The sequence below is a fragment of the Mesorhizobium sp. M1403 genome (assembly GCF_040317695.1).
Classification (GTDB): Bacteria; Pseudomonadota; Alphaproteobacteria; order Rhizobiales; family Rhizobiaceae; genus Mesorhizobium.
Genome location: NZ_JAMYKY010000023.1, coordinates 52,893 through 69,176, shown reverse-complemented (window position 1 = coordinate 69,176; position 16,284 = coordinate 52,893). Strand labels below are relative to the sequence as shown.

Sequence of the window (16,284 nt, the reverse complement as noted above, 5' to 3'; positions counted from 1 at the left end):
AGGCGAGCTTGGGCATCACCTTTCGCAAGGAAACGTTCCGCGACGACTTCACCTTCCGGAACAGCCCGGAGCACATCAGGCGGTTTCCATTCCCGTTCCATGAAGACAGCTACATGTATGCGGTCAATATCGAGCCGCATGTCGTCGGGCCGAAGGGCAGCGTGCTGGAGAATTTGATCGACGTCGACGAGCACTATGTCGCCGAGATGCAGGACCGCGCGCTGGTGCTGGCCGAAGACCCGCTGCGCTGCCAGTCGCTGCCGCACATGACGCTGGCCGGCTGGGACCTGCTCGAACTGCTGATGGAGCAGCAGGCTTCCGGCTATCCCGAGCATTTCACGCTGACGCGCGACGGCGACCGCTGGCGCTGGATCAACCGGCCGCTCGGCATCGACGACAGCTTCACCTTCGGCGACGTCTCGACGCTGCCCTATGGGCCGATGGAGTACATCACGCGTCAGAGCCAGGGCGATTTCTGCATCCTCGACCAGCGCGACGGCAATCTGTGGATGGATGCCGGCATGGTCACCACCCAGGCCGACTGGTCGCTCGATTTCGACATCGGCATGAACTTCTTCGAATGGCACGCGCCGGTGCCGCTGGCGCATGAGAAGGGCATCTTCGTCCGGGCGCTGAAGTTCCTCACCAACATCCAGCAGGGCAAGCCGGCACGCCGGCTGAACTGGACGATGACCATCAATCCGCGCCTCGACACCAGCCCGGAAAACTACCACAAATGGGGCCCGGACCGCGCCACGGTGACGCCGGAAAATGTCGGCGACAAGGTCCATCTGCGCGTCGAGCTGCAGAGCTTCTGGCGACTGCCGCGCTCGAACGCGATCGTCTTTCCGATCCGCTGCTATCTGATCAAGATGGACGAGCTGGTGACGCAGCCGAAATGGGCAAGGCGCCTGCACCGCGTCATCCGCGACCTGCCCGACGAGCTCGCCAACTACAAGGGCCTGACGCGCTACCGCGCGACGCTGGTCGAATGGCTGTCGAAGTTGGATGACGGCAGTGCGACGTCGCCGGGGTTTGGGCCGGATTGAGTTTTTCTTGCCCCTGTTGGCGCTGCCCTAAAGCAGCCAATCTCCCCCCTAGAGGGGGAGATGCCCGGCAGGGCAGAGGGGGGCGCCGTGGAGCGCCGGCCTTGCCCAATCTCCACCCCAGCGCCTCCGCGAAGCTCACGACGCGCCGCCCAGCCCAGCCACGATCACGACATGCTGACAGACATTGTCGATATCGCGAATGACATCGTCGTTCCAGAAGCGCAGGACCGTCCAGCCCAGCGCTTCGAACTTCGCGGTTCTTGCAGCGTCCGATTCCGACGTTTCGGCCTGGCCATGCTGGGAACCATCAAGCTCGACGATCAGCTTTTTGTCCGGGCATGCAAAATCGACGACATGGCCGGCGATAGGCATCTGGCGTCGAAATCCCAGTCCCATCAACCTGTGTGCCCTGATCTCATTCCAAAGCTTGAGTTCGGCATCGGTCATCACCTTGTGCATCTTGCGCGCATTGCGGCGGTTGTTGGCGGATACTAGATTATGCGTCATCGCGGTTCGCCCCCCTCTGTCCTGCCGGACATCTCCCCCTCAAGGGGGGAGATCGAATGTCACTTCGGCTTTCGCCAATCCCCAATGCTGCAAAGAGTAGCCGTCGCGAAGCCGCCGATCTCCCTCACGAGGCGACCAAGGGGAGATCGAACTCTCACCCCGCGCTCTGCGGGTAGCAAATGATCGACAAATAGCGCATCGGCAGAACGGTCAGCACTTCCGGCCCGTGCGGCGCGTCGGCGTCGAAGAACAGGCTGTCGCCCGGCTTCATCGGGTAGAGATTGCTGCCGTGCCGATAAACCACTTCGCCTTCCAGCATGTAGAGGAATTCCATGCCTTCGTGCTGGAAGGTCGGAAACACGTCGGAATCCTCGGTCAGCGTGATCAGATAGGGTTCGACGACGACGCCGCTGGTGTTGGAACCGATATGGCCGAGTAGATTGTACTGGTGTCCGGCGCGCGTGCCGCGGCGCTCGACGTCGAGCCCTTCGCCGGCCTTGACGAAGACGGCACTGCGCTCCTCCTCGAAGCGGCGGAAGAAGGCGGTGACGGGAACGCCGAGCGCCCGTGACAGCGCCTGCAACGTGGTCAGCGACGGCGAGGTGATACCGTTCTCGATCTTCGACAGCATGCCAAGCGAAATGTCGGTGGCGACCGCCAGATCGGCGACGGTGATGCCGAGCTTTTTACGGAATGCCCGCACCTCGCGGCCGATCGCGACTTCCAGCACTTTTTCGCGGGTGTCGCGAATGGCGTGCGGGTTCTGGGTGAGCGGCGCGCGTATCTTGCGCGGATCGATTGCGCCGGCCGACTGCTTGGCTTTGCCGGCGGCGGCGCCGGCATCATGCTTCAGACTGGTCGCTTTTTTCGCCATTTCGCCACCCCGGACCCTGCCGATTCATTTCACTCTCGGTGAACATATTCGGTGCCGATACAGAAGCGCAACTGCCACGGCAAGCCACCCGTGTCGAATTGCGCAATGTCTGGATTTCGCCCCAGGCACTGCGTCGCTTGGAAATCCGGCTCGGCGAAACGAGGGTTTCGCGACAAGGCCAGTTGACAGCATCGAAGGGGCAATTACTGTCCTGTCAGTGAAATTTGTTTCGCTAGGGAAATGAGATCGGGAGGCCCGGAATGAAAGATCGTGTTGCCGTCATCGGAGCCGGGCCGTCCGGCATGGCCCAGCTCAGGGCCTTCAAGTCGGCTGCCGACAAGGGCGCCGACATTCCCGAGATCGTCTGCTTCGAAAAGCAGTCCGACTGGGGCGGCCTGTGGAACTATACCTGGCGCACCGGCCTCGACGAGCATGGCGATCCCGTGCATGGCTCGATGTACCGTTACCTCTGGTCGAACGGCCCGAAGGAATGCCTCGAATTCGCCGACTACACGTTCGAGGAGCATTTCGGCCGGCCGATCGGCTCCTATCCACCACGCGCGGTGCTGTGGGACTACATCAAGGGCCGCGTCGAAAAATCCGGCGTGCGCCAATGGGTGCGCTTCAACAGCCCGGTGCGCATGGTCACTTTCTCAGACGCAACGAAGAAGTTCACCGTCACCGCGCATGACCGCACCAACGACGTCACCTATTCGGAAGAATTCGACAATGTCGTCGTCGCCTCGGGGCATTTCTCCGTGCCCAACGTTCCCTATTTCGAGGGCTTCTCGACCTTCAACGGCCGTATCCTGCACAGCCACGATTTCCGCGACGCCATGGAATTCAAGGGCAAGGACATCTTGATCATCGGCCGTTCCTATTCGGCCGAGGACATCGGTTCGCAATGCTACAAATACGGCGCCAGATCGATCACCTCCAGCTACCGCTCGAAGCCGATGGGCTTCAAATGGCCGGAGAATTGGAAGGAAGTGCCGCTGCTGCAGAAGGTCGTCGGCAAGACCGCGCATTTCAAGGACGGCAGCACCAAAGACGTCGACGCCATCATCCTGTGCACCGGCTATCTCCACTCCTTCCCGTTCCTCACCGAGGATCTGAAGCTGAAGACCGCCAACCGCATGTGGCCGGACGGGCTCTACGAGGGCGTCGTCTGGGAGAAAAACCCGAAGCTGTCCTATATCGGCATGCAGGACCAGTTCTACACCTTCAACATGTTCGACGCGCAGGCCTGGTTCGCCCGCGACGTCATCATGGGCCGCATCAAGCTGCCGTCGGCCGAAGCGATGGCCGAGCACGGCAGCAAATGGCGGGCACGTGAGGAGGCACTGGAAGACGCCGAGCAGATGATCTGGTTCCAGGGCGACTACACCAGGGAGCTGATGGAGCAGACCGACTATCCCGGCTTCGACGTCGAGGCCGTCAATCAGACCTTCATGGAATGGGAGCACCACAAGGCGGAAGACATCATGGGCTTCCGCGACCATGCCTACCGCTCGCTGATGACCGGCACGATGGCGCCGCTGCACCATACGCCCTGGCTGCAGGCGATGGACGATTCGATGGAGAGCTATCTCGAGGTGAAGGGCGTGGCGGCGGAGTAGGCAAGTCCGAACGACGATTGCCTTGCCTCAGACAACGTCCCGCGCCGGGTCGGCCGCCAGCGCCAGGGAATTTGCGACGTGCTCGAGGTGCTCCTCGCTCAAGATGCTGGTCGCGACGCGCACGGCACTGGTCTTCCCGGTCGAAAACTTCGCCCCGGCATGGACCGCGATGCCGTGGGCAGCCAGCGTGACCATTGCGTAAGGTTCCGAAGCAACCGGAATGAGGACGCTGAGACCGTGTCCGGCGTCGATCCCGACATTGCGTTTCGCCAGTTCGCCGGCGAGCCGTTCGCGACGGCGGCGGTACACTTCCTTCGCCTGCTCGACCAAGACAGCCGTGGCCGGGTCTTGCAGCAGCCAGGCGGTGGCGGCCTGCAGGATGCGGCTGGTCCATCCCGAGCTGAAGCTGCGATAGGACTGGATCTGTTCGACGATCGTCGCCGATCCGGACAGGACGGCGAGCCGCAAGTCCGGGCCATGGGTCTTGGAATAGGACAGGATGTGGACGACGCGATCGGGAAAACGCCGGCCAAGCGAAATGCCCGGCGCATCGGCAATATCGCCAACGCCGTCATCTTCGACAATCAGCACGTCGGTGCCGGCGAGCAGGTCGCCGATGACTTCCAGCCGCGCCGACGACATGCAGGCGCCGGTCACCGAATGGACGCGCGGCTGGAACAGGAACGCGACCGGCCGCTGCCGCAGAGCGTTGGCGAGCGCGTCGGGCAAGGGGCCGTCACTGTCGCAGTCCACCGGGATGATCGGCACGTCGAGATCTTCGAGGATGTCGAGCAGGCGAAGCGCCGTCGGATTCTCGATGGCCACCGGCGCCCCCGTCGGGACCAGCGCATGCAGCAAGGTGTAGATGGCGTTGTAACCGCCATTGGTGGCCAGGAACGCGCCGGGATCGTACGGCCATGACGGGCGCACCGCGGCCTCCAGCTCGGGCAGGATGCGCACCCGGTCGTAGCTGTTGAGCTTTTCGGCGCGCGCGCCATGCGCCAGCGCGATGTCGAGCGGCGGCAAGAGCTTCACATCGGGCTCCGCGATCGCCAGGTTCAGAATGTCCGCACCGTAATTGCCGCCGCTCATGTGGCGCTCGGGCCGGGCGGCAAAGCGGTTGCCCATGATCCAGGTTCCGTTGCGTCCGCGGCCGCCGATGATCTTGTAGCGCCGCAACTCGCTCCACGCCTGCGAGACCGTCGCCGGGCTGACGCCGAGCACATAGGCAAGATCGCGCACCGGCGGAAGTTTTGCGCCGACAGGCAGCGCGCCGCTCCTGATCAGCGCGCTGGTCTCGCGCGCGATGCCGCGCGTCGTGCGGTCACCGAGGCGTTCAGCGAACCATCCTGCATCGAAATCCATCGAATCAACGACTGTCAGTGTGAATGTTCAGTAACATAATAACATTTGATCGGCCAAAAATAAACATTTACCAATCGCCGGTCAAACATAGCTTTGAAGTTCATGCCGATGCCCGCCTCCACCACGCCCGTCTCCATCACCATAGCCACCCGCGATTGGGACTACCTCACTCCCTTGGTCCTGGGTGACGTCACTTCGAGCCGCCTGTCGGTGAAGGTCGACCGTGTCGCCACGCTGATCCCGGATCTCGGCACCGATCCGAACTACGATGCGGCGGAGGTCTCATTCAGCCGTTATGTGTCGGCCATGGCGTCGGGCGTCGATACGGTGGTTGGAATACCGTGCTTCATCATGCGCGGCTTCCGCCACCGCTGCATCATCACGGTCGAGGACAGTCCGCTGGAACGGCTCTCCGACCTTGCCGGCAAACGCATCGGCGTCACCGGCTGGCGCGATTCCGGCAACACATGGACGCGGGCGGCACTTCGCCGCGAAGGCGTCGGTGTCGAGGACGCCTACTGGTTTGCCGGCAGGCTGACATCCGAGCACCCGGTCGCCGACCGCCTCGAGGGATTCGGCAGGCCGGGTCGTATCGAAGCAGCACCGGGCGAGCGCCCGATGATGGAACTGCTGGCGCAAGGCGAGCTGGACGCCGTTTTCACACCCTTCATGCCGGCCGGCTTTTTCGGCCCGGCTTCCGGCTTCCGGCAAGTGCTGCGCGATTTTCGCGCGGCCGAACGCGCCTATTTCGCCGACGTCGGTTATGTGCCGGGCATGCATCTGGTTGCCGTCAAGGCCGCAATGGCCAGGCAACACCCGTGGCTGCCGCAGGAGCTCGCCAGGCTGATCGACGAAAGCCAGCGCGTCTGGACGGGTAAGCGCCGCAAATATGCCGACACCTCGCCCTGGATCCTCGAGGAGCTGCTTCATGCGGGGCGCGACCTGCCTGCCTCCTGGAACGCCAGCGGCCTGCCCGCCAATCGACGCATGGTCGAGGATTTCGCTACCGAACTACATGCCCAGGGCATTCTGACGGAACCGATTTCCGCCGAAGCCCTGTTTCCTTTTGAGGCCAGGTCGCGGGCCACCGCAGCCTGACAACGCGCAACGAAGAACAGGAGAATGCCATGAGGACAATCAGCTTCATATTCGCCTCGCTCGTCACCATGCTGGCGCAGGCCAGCTTTGCCCAGGATATCCAGAAGCAATCGGTCAACGAGGATTTGCGGGCCCGGCTGCCGGAAGAGATCCGCACGGCGGGAAAGATCACGGCCGTCAACAACGGCTCGTTCCCGCCCTATGAGATCGTCACCGGCACCGAACTGTCGGGGGCGACCAAGGACATTTCCGACGCTATCGGCCAGCTGCTCGGCGTCGAGGTCGATCATGCCTCGGTCGCCGGCTTGCCGGCCTTGCTGAGCGGCATCAATGCCGGCCGTTATCAGTTCGCGATGGGACCTGTCGGCGACTATCCCGACCGCCAGAAATCCAACGACTTCATCGATTGGGTGCGCGAATACGTCGTCTTCGCCGTCGAGAAGGGCAATCCGCAAGGCATCACCTCGCTCGACACGGCGTGCGGCAAGCGCATCGCCGTGATGTCGGGTGGCTCAGCCGAAAAGGTCATCAAGCAGCAGGCGCAGAAATGCACCGAGGGCGGCAAGCCGGCCGTCGAGGTGCAATCCTTCACCGACCAGCCGAGCTCGATACTGGCCGTCCGGTCGAAGCGCTCCGACGCATTCTTCTCCTCGCAGGCGCCACTGACCTATTTCGTCGAGCAGGCGAAGGGCCAACTGGAACTTTCAGGTGTCGGCCAGGCCAATGGCTTCAAGGACATCTATCAAGGCGCCGTCGTCAAGAAGGGCTCGCCGCTGGGCGGTGTACTACTCGACGCGTTCAAGATCCTGATGAAGAACGGCACCTACGCCGCGGTGATGAAGAAGTGGGGTCTCGAGAAGAACATGATCGACGCGCCCGGCATCAACCAGGGACAGTAGAGGCTGCCATGACCGACGCGACCGCTGCCTACGCGTCCGAGGTGCCGCGACGTCCCGACGACGCTCTGCGCGATGTCAAGCGAGCCCACCGGCCGTTTCCGCTTGTCCGGCTGGCGCTCTGGGCGTTCACCGTCGCCGTGGCGGCCGGCTTCGCCTATATCGTCGCGGTCAACCCGAATTTCGGTTGGCCAGTCGTCGCCCAGTATTTCTTCGATCCGACGGTCATGCAGGGGCTTTCCGTAACGCTCGGCCTGACGGTCGTGGCGATGATCCTGGGTATCGTGCTCGGCCTGCTGCTCGCCATCGCGCGCATGTCGAAAGACAGGCTGGCATCTTTTCTATCCGGACTGTTCATCTGGTTCTTCCGGGGAACGCCGCTGCTGGTGCAGCTCATCCTGTGGTACAATCTTTCGACGCTGTTTCCGCGCATTTCCATCGGTTTTGCGAGCTGGAACACCAACGACCTGATCACGCCTTTGACGGCCGCTATCCTCGGTCTGGCGCTGAATGAGGCCGCCTATATGGCAGAGATCATTCGTGGTGGGCTGCTGTCGGTGGACAAGGGGCAGGCCGAAACGGCTGAAGCCTTCGGCATGACCCGCGCGCGGGCCCTGCGGCGCATCATCATCCCGCAGGCGATGCGCTCGATCGTGCCGCCGACCGGCAATCAGCTGATCAGCATGATCAAGGCGACGTCGCTGGTCAGCGTCATCGCCATGGCCGACCTGCTGTACTCCGTGCAGTCGATCTACAACCGCACCTTCGAAATCATTCCGCTGCTGATGGTTGCGGTGCTTTGGTACCTGCTGATCACCTCGGTTCTCAATGTCGCGCAGGGCGCGATCGAACGCCATTACAGCCGCGGCGACCGCGGCGCCCGCGAGAAGACGGCGACCGCCACCCTGGAGGCCGCCAATGAGCGCGCATGACACGCCCTTGGTCCGGGCGCGCAACGTTCACAAGGCCTTCGGCCCGCTCGAGGTGCTGAAGGGCATCGACCTGGACGTCGCGCCTGGCGAGGTGGTGGTCGTTCTCGGACCGTCCGGCTCCGGAAAGTCGACCTTCCTGCGATGCATCAATCATCTCGAGGCGATCGACCAAGGGGCGATCGAGGTGGACGGCGAGCAGATCGGCTACCGGTTGCACGACGGCCGTCTCGACAAGCTCTCCGATCGGGCGATCGCGGCGCAGCGGCGCAAGATCGGCATGGTGTTCCAGCAGTTCAATCTCTATCCACACATGACGACCCTTCAGAACGTCATCGAGGCTCCGGTCGGCGTTCACCGGGAGAACCGCAAGGAAGCGATCGGCTACGCCCGCGAACTGCTGACCCGTGTCGGTCTCGCCGACAAGATCGACGCCTATCCGCGCCAGCTTTCAGGCGGCCAGCAGCAGCGCGTCGCCATCGCCCGTGCGCTCGCCATCCGCCCGAAATTGATGCTCTTCGACGAGCCGACGTCGGCGCTCGATCCGGAGTTGGTCGGCGAGGTGCTCGCCACTATGCGCGATCTTGCCAGGCAGGGCTTGACCATGATCGTGGTCACGCATGAGATCGGCTTCGCCCGCGAAGCGGCGGATCGGGTGGTGTTCATGGACGACGGCAATGTGATCGAGGCCGGGCCTCCGGACGAGGTTCTCGCCAAACCCAGGCACCCGCGCACGCGGGCCTTTTTAAGCCGTTTCATCTGACAGAAAAGCCGGCGCCATTACGTGCTCGGCAAAGGACCCCTCATGCCAAAGACCTCCAACCAGTTCGCCGATGTTTCCGACTTCGCCGACAAGGCCGCCGAGCTTGCTGCGGCTCGCCAGCACCTGCACGCGCATCCCGAGCTTTCCTTCCAGGAGCACGAAACGGCTGCATACGTTGCCGAACGGCTCGAAAGCTGGGGCTATGAGGTGACACGCAATGTCGGCGGGCTCGGGGTCGTCGGCCGCTTGCGCCAAGGCAGCGGCCGCAGCATTGCCATCCGCGCCGACATGGACGCCTTGCCGATCACCGAAGCGACCAATCTCCCTTATGCCAGCCAAGCCAGCGGCAAGATGCACGCCTGCGGCCATGACGGCCACACCACGATGCTGCTCGGCGCGGCCGAATACCTGGCGCGCACGCGCCATTTCAACGGCACGGTGAACCTCATCTTCCAGCCGGCCGAGGAAGCCGGCAAAGGAAGCGGGGCGCAGGCGATGATCGCCGACGGCCTGTTCGAGCGCTTTCCCTGCGATGCGATTTTCGGGCTGCACAACCATCCGGGCGCGCCGGCGGGTTCCTTCCTGATGCGCGCGGGGCCGCTGATGGCAGCGAGCGATACCGTCACCATCAAGATCGCCGGGCGTGGCGGCCACGCCTCGCGTCCGCACCTGACGGTCGACCCGATCGTCGCTGCCGCCAACATCATCATGACCCTCCAGACGGTGGTGTCGCGCAACGTCAACCCGATCGAGACGGCTGTCGTCACCGTCGGCACCATTCACGGCGGCACGGCCTCCAACGTCATTCCCGAACAGGCCGAGATCACGCTCAGCGTCCGCTCCTTCTCGGTCGAGATTCGCGATAGGCTCGAGCAGCGTATTCGCAGTATCGCAGCACTTGTGGCGCAGGCGCATGGCGCAACCGTCGAGATCGACTACGAGCGCGGCTACCCGGTGGTGGTCAATTCCGAGAGCGAGACGTCCTTTGCGACAGACGTCGCTGTTGAACTCGTTGGTCAGGACAAGGTGTCCGTCTGCCCGTTGATCCCCGGCAGCGAAGACTTTTCCTATTTCCTCGAGCACAAACCCGGTTGCTTCCTCCGCCTCGGCAACGGCGAGGATTCAGCCATCCTGCACAGCTCGAAATATGATTTCAACGACGGCAATTTGACCGTCGGCGCAGCGCTCTGGGCTCGACTGACCGAGAGATTCCTGGCCGCTTGATCCATACTTGCGGCTGGGATCGCCGATCGGCCGGTCGAGCAGAATTGGGGCGACCGGCCGCGCGACCATCTTCAACGAACTCTCACCGCATTCCAGCTACTTCGAACAGGTAAGGTTTCACTTTCAGACGAACAAAAAGTCACTCGTTGTCAGCGGGCTCGCAAAGTTTGCGAGAGTAACTTGATCGACTCCCGCGGTAATAATGGTGTCGGTTCCACTTTGCGCAATTGTGAGATCATCGAACGATTGCACGCCCTCCACGCCACTAAACACGATAGTGTCGCCTTGGGTCTGGCTGAAGTCGTAGATGGTGTTTTGGGTTCCGACCGTCATTGAACCATCGTCCTTGAATATGAATTGGTCTGCGCCGCCCTGAGCCAACTCGCTCAGTTGTCCATCCCCCCACATGTCATTGATGACCGTGCAGCCAGGTGCCGCGCTCCCTGCGTACAGGACATCGTTGCCGCCCTGAGCCGAACCGGACATTTGCAGAGCGTCGCCGCACAGGAAGTTGCGAACTTGGCCGCTTTCGCTGTTCTGGCCCCCGGTAAGAATGTCATTGCCGCCCTGGGCGGAGCCGGACATAGCGCGCGCGTCGCCGGACAACTCGTTTAGAACGTCAGGAAAGGCGCTCTTGTTCCCGCCGGTCAGGGTGTCATTGCCGCCCACAGCGTTGCCGAGCATCGTCACGGCGTCGCCATACCCCACATTATGGGCGGTGCCTTGCAGCACGGCCACGTCATCGCCCCCAAGCGCATGGTCGAACATACTGCCGCCCGCGTCACCGTAGAACGTTACCCGGGACCCACCCACGCTCGTGAAGGTGTCGTTGCCGCCCGTGGCAAAACCGGAAAGATCGCCGCCCGCATCGCCATAGAGAGTTTTGCTCCCGAGATCCCCAAACGTGTCTGTGTAATAGTCGTCGCCGCCCAGAGCATGGCCAGACATGTTGCCGCCGGCGTCGCCGAAGAAAGTGTTGGTGGAAAAGGAGCGGCCCGTAAAGGTATCGTTGCCACCCCTACTGTCGTCCGACATGTCGCCGCCGGCATCGCCGTAGAAAGTGTTGAATGAATCGCTCTTGCCCGTGAAGCTATCGTCGCCGCCCCGCGCATTGCCGGACATGTTGCTGCCGGCGTCACCGTAGAAAATGTTATTGGCTTCTTTCGAGCCCTCGAAGGTGTCGTTGCCGCCCTTGCTGCGATCGGACATCTCGCCGCCTGCATCACCGTAGAAGGTGTGGTCGGCTCCTTGTTTGGTTTGGGTCAGGAAAGTGTCGTCACCCCCATGAGCATGGCCGAGCATGTTGCCGCCGGCGTCACCATAGAAGGTATCGACTACCTGCCTTGCCAATCCACTGTTGAAGGTATCGTTGCCGCCCTTGCTGTGGTCCGACATATCGTCGCCCGCGTCACCATAGGCAGTCGTCGTGGTGGACGAAAGCCCCGTGGTGAAGGTGTCGTCACCGCCCCGAGCAAAATTGAACAAGCTCCGAGCCGCGTCACCGTAGAAGGTGTAGGTCGACGGTGCGGTTTCCGTAAAGGTATCGTTGCCGCCTCTCGAGAAATCGAGCAGGCTGCCGCCGGCGTCGCCGGTCAAGATATTCGTGTTTGGATCGCCTGTGAGGGCGTCATCGATACCCCACTGATGATCTGCTAGATCACCGGTAGTAAAGGGAACGCGTTTAGACATTATCCGCTCTCCTGTTGAGCCTACCCGTCCCATCACAGCCGTACGATGTGAGCCAAGAGCGAGCAATAATCCCGAAGGGCTATGTCGTTAGGCGTAGGGATCGGTAACTCGTCACCGGGGCGCCATTAGCGGCAGCTTCCTGTGGCCGTCCTATTCCCGGCTATCCCAGCCTCGCTCTCGCCTTGGCCGTCCATGCATTGAACAGCCGGTCGGCGACGATGCCGATGAAGGCGATGGCCAGGCCGGCGACGATGCCGCGGCCAGAATCGGCCTTGGACAGGGCGATGAACACTTCCTGGCCGAGATCGCGGGTGCCGACCATGGCGCAGATGATGATCATTGCCAGCGCCATCAGGATAGTCTGGTTGACGCCGAGCATGATCTCCGGCAACGCCAGCGGCAGCTGCACGCGAAAGAAGGTCTGGCGCTTGGTGCAGCCGGAAACCTTCGCCGCCTCGATCAGCGCCGGCGGCACCTGCCGGATCCCGTGATTGGTGTAGCGGATGGCCGGCACCACGGCGAAGGCGACGGTGGCGATCATCGCGGTGACGTCGCCGACTCTGAACAGCATCACCACCGGAATGATGAAGCAGAACGACGGCAGCACCTGCAGCGTGTCGATGACCGGCGTCACGATCTTTTCGAAGCGGTCGCTGCGCGATGCCATCAGCCCGATAGGGATGCCGATCAGGCAAGCGATAAAGGCCGAGATGCCGCACAGGTAGACCGTCGCCATGGTCTTTTCCCAAAGGCCGGTGACGGCGCAGAACGCTGTCAATGCCGCGACCAGGGCGGCGAGGCGCAAGCCGCCGAGCTGGTATCCGGCAAGGCCGAGGAGACAAACCGCGCCCAGCCACGGAAAGCCCTCGCAGAAGGCGCGCACCGGGTTCAGCACATTGAGGATCAGCGCCACGCGGAACGCCTCGATCGTGTCGAAGAAGTTGATCGTGATCCAGTTCACCGCCGCCTTCCACAAAGGTGCGGTGGTGAAGGTGATCGCCTTCGGCACCGCGGCGAAGGCCGGCACGAACAGGCCGAACAGTGTGCTGACGGCAAGGATGGCAACGGCCAGCGTCAGATTGGGATAACGACGCCAGAAGCTCGGGCTCACGTCCTGATAGACATGGCCCTTGGCTTGATTGTGCGCGATCGCCTGGCTCAGCCGGTCGAGCGCAATTGCCAGTGCGACGATGGCGAGGCCTGCCTCCATCGCCTCGCCGACCTTGAGCGCGCGCAGCGCCAAAAGCACATCATAGCCGAGGCCGCCGGCGCCGATCATCGAGGCGATGATGACCATATTGAGCGCCAGCATGATAACCTGGTTGACGCCGACCATCAGCGTCGGCCGCGCCGACGGCAACAGCACCCGCCACAGCTTCTGCCGTGCCGTGCAGCCGGCCATCTCGCTGAAATCGTCGATCTCCGACGGCACCCGCGACAGGCCCAGCATCGTCGCCCGCACCATTGGCGGTGTCGCGAAGATTGCCGTCGCGATCATTGCCGAGACTGGGCTGTTGCCGAACAAAAGCAGCATCGGGATGAGATAGGCGAAGGTTGGGATCGTCTGCATCAGATCGAGGGCAGGGGAGATCAATAGCCTTTCTGCCCAAGGCTTGCGCCATGCCCAGATGCCGGCGAACAGCCCGGTGACAATGCAAAACGGCACAGCGATCGAGATCAGGCCCAGCGTCAGCATGGCGCTGGTCCACTGCCCGAACAGCGCGATGTAGAGAAAACACCCGCCGACCAGCGCGCCCAGCTTCCAGCCGCCGGCAGCGCGGCCGGCAAGGTAGGCGGCAGCGCAGACGCCGACCCAGGACAGGCGCGGCAAGACGATCATATCCGCGCCATGGCCGATCTTGAAATTCTTGGCGAGAAGATTGAGCGCGAAATCGAGCGGCACGCCGAGCACGGCGGTGAGCGAGCGCGTCAGCCAGGAGAAGTTCGACTTCAGCCAGTTCATCAGCGCGCTGACCCAGTCGGCGACGGGAATGACGGCATTGGCTGGGTAATTGACCGTCCAGGGCAGGCTTTCCTGCAGCAGGAAGACAACAAGCACGGCGGCGAGCGCGCAGGCCCAGATCACCAGCCAGGTCTGACCCTGCCGCGGCCTCACTGCGCTCGCGCTTGCCGTGACCGTCATGCGCCGGCTCCGGGACGTTCGATGCCAGCGAGAAGATCGATCACCGCCTGCGGCGTTACCTCGCCGATCGGCTTGCCGGTGCCGTTGACCACCGCGAAGGGCTTGCCGGCAGAGACGATATCTGCCGAGAAACTGGCGATCTTGGCATCCGGCGCGACCGTGCCGCCATGTTCAGCGCCGTCGCAGGCGCGCATCAGGCTCTTGGCCGAGATCACCTTGGCGCGGTCGACGTCGCGGGTGAATTCGGCGACATAATCCGTCGCCGGGTTGACCACCAGCTCTTCCGGCGTGCCGATCTGGATGACCTCGCCGTCCTTCATGATGGCGATCCGGTCGGCCAGCCGGATGGCCTCGTCGAAATCATGGGTGATGAAGACGATGGTCTTGTGCAGCATGGTCTGCAGCCGCATCAGCTCGTCCTGCATCTCACGGCGGATCAGCGGATCGAGCGCCGAGAATGGCTCGTCGAGGAACCAGATTTCCGGCTTGGTGGCGAGGCTGCGGGCGATGCCGACACGCTGCTGCTGGCCGCCGGAAAGCTCGCGTGGATAGAAATGCTCGCGGCCGCGCAGGCCGACCAACTCGATGACCTCGCGAGCCCGCTTTTCGCGCGTCGGCCGGTCCTGCCCCTGGATGCCCAAGGGAAAGGCGATGTTCTCCAGTACGTTGAGATGCGGCAGCAGGGCAAAATTCTGGAACACCATGCCCATGCGGTGGCGTCGCAGCTCGATCAGCGCGGCATCGGAAATCTTGAGCAGGTCCTTGCCTTCAAACTCGACCTTGCCGTGGGTCGGCTCGATCAGCCGCGACATGCAGCGCACCAGCGTCGACTTGCCTGATCCCGAAAGTCCCATGATGATGAAGATCTCGCCTTGCCGGATTTCGAGATCGACGGCGCGCACCGCGCCAACCAGTCCGGCAGCGGCGATGTCCGCCAGGCTGGCCTTGCCGTCGCGCCGGCGGATGAAATTGGCCGCGTCCGCCCCGAACAGCTTCCAGACATTGCGGCAGGCAAGCTTTATCGGGCGGGCATCGTTGCCCGCTTTCGCCGCGCGTTCAATCGTATCGGTCATGCAATCGTCCTTCTGGAATAGGGATCGAGACCCGGCCACGAATGGCCGGGCCGTCGGATTTCCAGTCAGACGGTCACTCGGCCCAGGCCTTCCAGTCCGCTTCGTGGGCGGCGATCCACGCGGCGGCGACGTCTTCCGGCGTCTTGCCTTCGAGATCGATCTCACCGCTCATCTTGTTGAGCTCGTCGGTGTCGACCGTGTAGTTTTTCGCGACCTTGTAGGCCACCGGCCATTTGTCGTTCATGCCGGCCCAGGAATATTTCCAGATCTCGCCATGCGGCTTGCCACAGTCGTATTTCGCATCGGGGTTCACGCCCCATTTCGGGTCGGTGTAGCACTCTACAGTATAGTCGGGGAATTCGATCCATTCGCCCTTGTATTTGGCCGGTGCCCAATGCGGCGAATAGATCCACAGCATGATCGGCGCCTTGCGCTGATAGGCCGAGTCCAGTTCGGCGAACATCGCTGCATCGGTGCCAGCATGGATGACGGTGAAGGGCAGTTTCAGCGCCTCGACGCGCTCGTCGTCAAAACCTTCCCATGTCACAGGGCCGCCGAGATAGCGCCCCTTCGGTGTTGTTTCCGCCGTCGAAAAGGCCTCGGCGCATTTCGGGTCCTTCAATGCCTCCCAGTTCGGCAGGCCCGGGCATTTCTCTTTCATATATTCGGGAAACCACCATTCCTCCTTGGCCTTGGGCCCGAGCTTGCCGAGGCGTTCGGTCTGGCCGGTTGCATCCGAGGCCTTCATCGCTTCGCCGGCCGTCGTGTCCCAGAACTCCATGCCGACATCGATGTCGCCATTGGTCAGGCCGGTGGTCAGGCTGGAGAGATAGTCGGCGGTCGGGTACTCGACGGTATAGCCGAGCTTTTCGAGGATGCCGCCGAGGATCTTGGCGTTCAGATTGACGCTGGTCCAGTCGAACAGCGCGATCTTGATCGGGTCGTTGGATTCCGGCGCCGCTGCTTGTGCCGGTAGTGTCAGCGCGCTTGCTGCGGCAAGCGCCAAGGCTCCCATTGATAGTTTCGAAATCATGCTCCGAAGTGACATGCTTGTT

General features: G+C 62.6%; 14 protein-coding genes. 7 read left to right on the top strand and 7 right to left on the bottom strand.

What is annotated here, in order from left to right:
* Window positions 1-8: 8 nt before the first annotated feature.
* The gene (locus NKH01_RS27495) at window positions 9-1,049 is read left to right on the top strand and encodes a heme-dependent oxidative N-demethylase family protein (RefSeq protein ID WP_352484115.1); all 1,041 of its coding nucleotides are present in this window, start codon (window positions 9-11) and stop codon (window positions 1,047-1,049) included.
* Window positions 1,050-1,184: 135 nt separating this feature from the next.
* Here the strand turns inward: NKH01_RS27495 and NKH01_RS27490 are convergent, their stop codons facing one another.
* Together NKH01_RS27490 and NKH01_RS27485 are read right to left on the bottom strand one after the other, a co-directional pair.
* Entirely contained in the window at window positions 1,185-1,556 is a 372-nt protein-coding gene (locus tag NKH01_RS27490; RefSeq protein WP_353023317.1) for an endonuclease domain-containing protein, read from the bottom strand.
* Window positions 1,557-1,710: 154 nt separating this feature from the next.
* The gene (locus tag NKH01_RS27485; protein WP_353023315.1) at window positions 1,711-2,430 is read right to left on the bottom strand and encodes a helix-turn-helix domain-containing protein; all 720 of its coding nucleotides are present in this window, start codon (window positions 2,428-2,430) and stop codon (window positions 1,711-1,713) included.
* 260 nt (window positions 2,431-2,690) lie between these two features.
* Between NKH01_RS27485 and NKH01_RS27480 the strand changes: the two genes are divergently transcribed.
* Window positions 2,691-4,049 carry a trimethylamine monooxygenase gene (locus NKH01_RS27480; protein WP_353023313.1) on the top strand — a complete coding sequence of 453 codons (1,359 nt, stop codon included), beginning with the start codon at window positions 2,691-2,693 and terminating at the stop codon, window positions 4,047-4,049.
* Between the two features lie 27 nt (window positions 4,050-4,076).
* Here NKH01_RS27480 and NKH01_RS27475 read toward each other — a convergent pair whose 3' ends face one another.
* Window positions 4,077-5,414 (bottom strand): aminotransferase-like domain-containing protein, encoded by a 1,338-nt coding sequence (locus NKH01_RS27475; protein WP_023716779.1) that lies wholly within the window; start codon window positions 5,412-5,414, stop codon window positions 4,077-4,079.
* A gap of 108 nt (window positions 5,415-5,522) precedes the next feature.
* On the opposite strand from NKH01_RS27475, the gene NKH01_RS27470 reads away from it, so the two are divergent.
* The 5 genes from NKH01_RS27470 (at window position 5,523) to NKH01_RS27450 (ending at window position 10,324) form a co-directional block, all read left to right on the top strand.
* Complete coding sequence (locus tag NKH01_RS27470; RefSeq protein WP_353023311.1) at window positions 5,523-6,512, top strand: substrate-binding domain-containing protein; 990 nt, start codon at window positions 5,523-5,525, stop codon at window positions 6,510-6,512.
* Window positions 6,513-6,580: 68 nt separating this feature from the next.
* The gene (locus NKH01_RS27465) at window positions 6,581-7,411 is read left to right on the top strand and encodes an ABC transporter substrate-binding protein (protein ID WP_502901314.1); all 831 of its coding nucleotides are present in this window, start codon (window positions 6,581-6,583) and stop codon (window positions 7,409-7,411) included.
* 8 nt (window positions 7,412-7,419) lie between these two features.
* A complete protein-coding gene (locus tag NKH01_RS27460) occupies window positions 7,420-8,340 on the top strand; it encodes an amino acid ABC transporter permease (RefSeq protein ID WP_352484109.1) in 921 nt (306 codons plus the stop codon).
* Window positions 8,327-9,100, top strand: a complete 774-nt coding sequence (locus tag NKH01_RS27455) for an amino acid ABC transporter ATP-binding protein (protein WP_352484108.1) — start codon at window positions 8,327-8,329, stop codon at window positions 9,098-9,100. Before NKH01_RS27460 ends, NKH01_RS27455 begins: the two co-directional genes overlap by 14 nt.
* Before the next feature lie 42 nt (window positions 9,101-9,142).
* Complete coding sequence (locus tag NKH01_RS27450) at window positions 9,143-10,324, top strand: M20 aminoacylase family protein (protein ID WP_352548723.1); 1,182 nt, start codon at window positions 9,143-9,145, stop codon at window positions 10,322-10,324.
* A gap of 123 nt (window positions 10,325-10,447) precedes the next feature.
* On the opposite strand, the gene NKH01_RS27445 is transcribed toward NKH01_RS27450, so the two are convergent.
* From NKH01_RS27445 to NKH01_RS27430, 4 genes are all read right to left on the bottom strand, one after another.
* Window positions 10,448-12,013: a hypothetical protein gene (locus tag NKH01_RS27445; protein ID WP_352548722.1), complete on the bottom strand. Its 1,566-nt coding sequence runs from the start codon at window positions 12,011-12,013 to the stop codon at window positions 10,448-10,450.
* Between the two features lie 160 nt (window positions 12,014-12,173).
* Window positions 12,174-14,156 (bottom strand): ABC transporter permease, encoded by a 1,983-nt coding sequence (locus NKH01_RS27440; protein WP_353023308.1) that lies wholly within the window; start codon window positions 14,154-14,156, stop codon window positions 12,174-12,176.
* Entirely contained in the window at window positions 14,153-15,229 is a 1,077-nt protein-coding gene (locus NKH01_RS27435) for a quaternary amine ABC transporter ATP-binding protein (protein WP_023716786.1), read from the bottom strand. The genes NKH01_RS27440 and NKH01_RS27435 overlap by 4 nt, the downstream gene beginning before the upstream one ends.
* Window positions 15,230-15,302: 73 nt before the next feature.
* On the bottom strand, window positions 15,303-16,277 hold the full coding sequence (locus NKH01_RS27430; RefSeq protein ID WP_353023306.1) for an ABC transporter substrate-binding protein: 975 nt from the start codon (window positions 16,275-16,277) through the stop codon (window positions 15,303-15,305).
* Window positions 16,278-16,284 lie beyond the last annotated feature (7 nt).

Bases quoted from the DNA above. Each gene is read 5' to 3' on its own strand.
- NKH01_RS27490 (WP_353023317.1), bottom strand. From the start codon at position 1,556: ATGACGCATAATCTAGTATCCGCCAACAACCGCCGCAATGCGCGCAAG.
- NKH01_RS27485 (WP_353023315.1), bottom strand. From the start codon at position 2,430: ATGGCGAAAAAAGCGACCAGTCTGAAGCATGATGCCGGCGCCGCCGCC.
- NKH01_RS27480 (WP_353023313.1), top strand. From the start codon at position 2,691: ATGAAAGATCGTGTTGCCGTCATCGGAGCCGGGCCGTCCGGCATGGCC.
- NKH01_RS27475 (WP_023716779.1), bottom strand. From the start codon at position 5,414: ATGGATTTCGATGCAGGATGGTTCGCTGAACGCCTCGGTGACCGCACG.
- NKH01_RS27470 (WP_353023311.1), top strand. From the start codon at position 5,523: ATGCCCGCCTCCACCACGCCCGTCTCCATCACCATAGCCACCCGCGAT.
- NKH01_RS27465 (WP_502901314.1), top strand. From the start codon at position 6,581: ATGCTGGCGCAGGCCAGCTTTGCCCAGGATATCCAGAAGCAATCGGTC.
- NKH01_RS27460 (WP_352484109.1), top strand. From the start codon at position 7,420: ATGACCGACGCGACCGCTGCCTACGCGTCCGAGGTGCCGCGACGTCCC.
- NKH01_RS27455 (WP_352484108.1), top strand. From the start codon at position 8,327: ATGAGCGCGCATGACACGCCCTTGGTCCGGGCGCGCAACGTTCACAAG.
- NKH01_RS27450 (WP_352548723.1), top strand. From the start codon at position 9,143: ATGCCAAAGACCTCCAACCAGTTCGCCGATGTTTCCGACTTCGCCGAC.
- NKH01_RS27445 (WP_352548722.1), bottom strand. From the start codon at position 12,013: ATGTCTAAACGCGTTCCCTTTACTACCGGTGATCTAGCAGATCATCAG.
- NKH01_RS27440 (WP_353023308.1), bottom strand. From the start codon at position 14,156: ATGACGGTCACGGCAAGCGCGAGCGCAGTGAGGCCGCGGCAGGGTCAG.
- NKH01_RS27435 (WP_023716786.1), bottom strand. From the start codon at position 15,229: ATGACCGATACGATTGAACGCGCGGCGAAAGCGGGCAACGATGCCCGC.
- NKH01_RS27430 (WP_353023306.1), bottom strand. From the start codon at position 16,277: ATGTCACTTCGGAGCATGATTTCGAAACTATCAATGGGAGCCTTGGCG.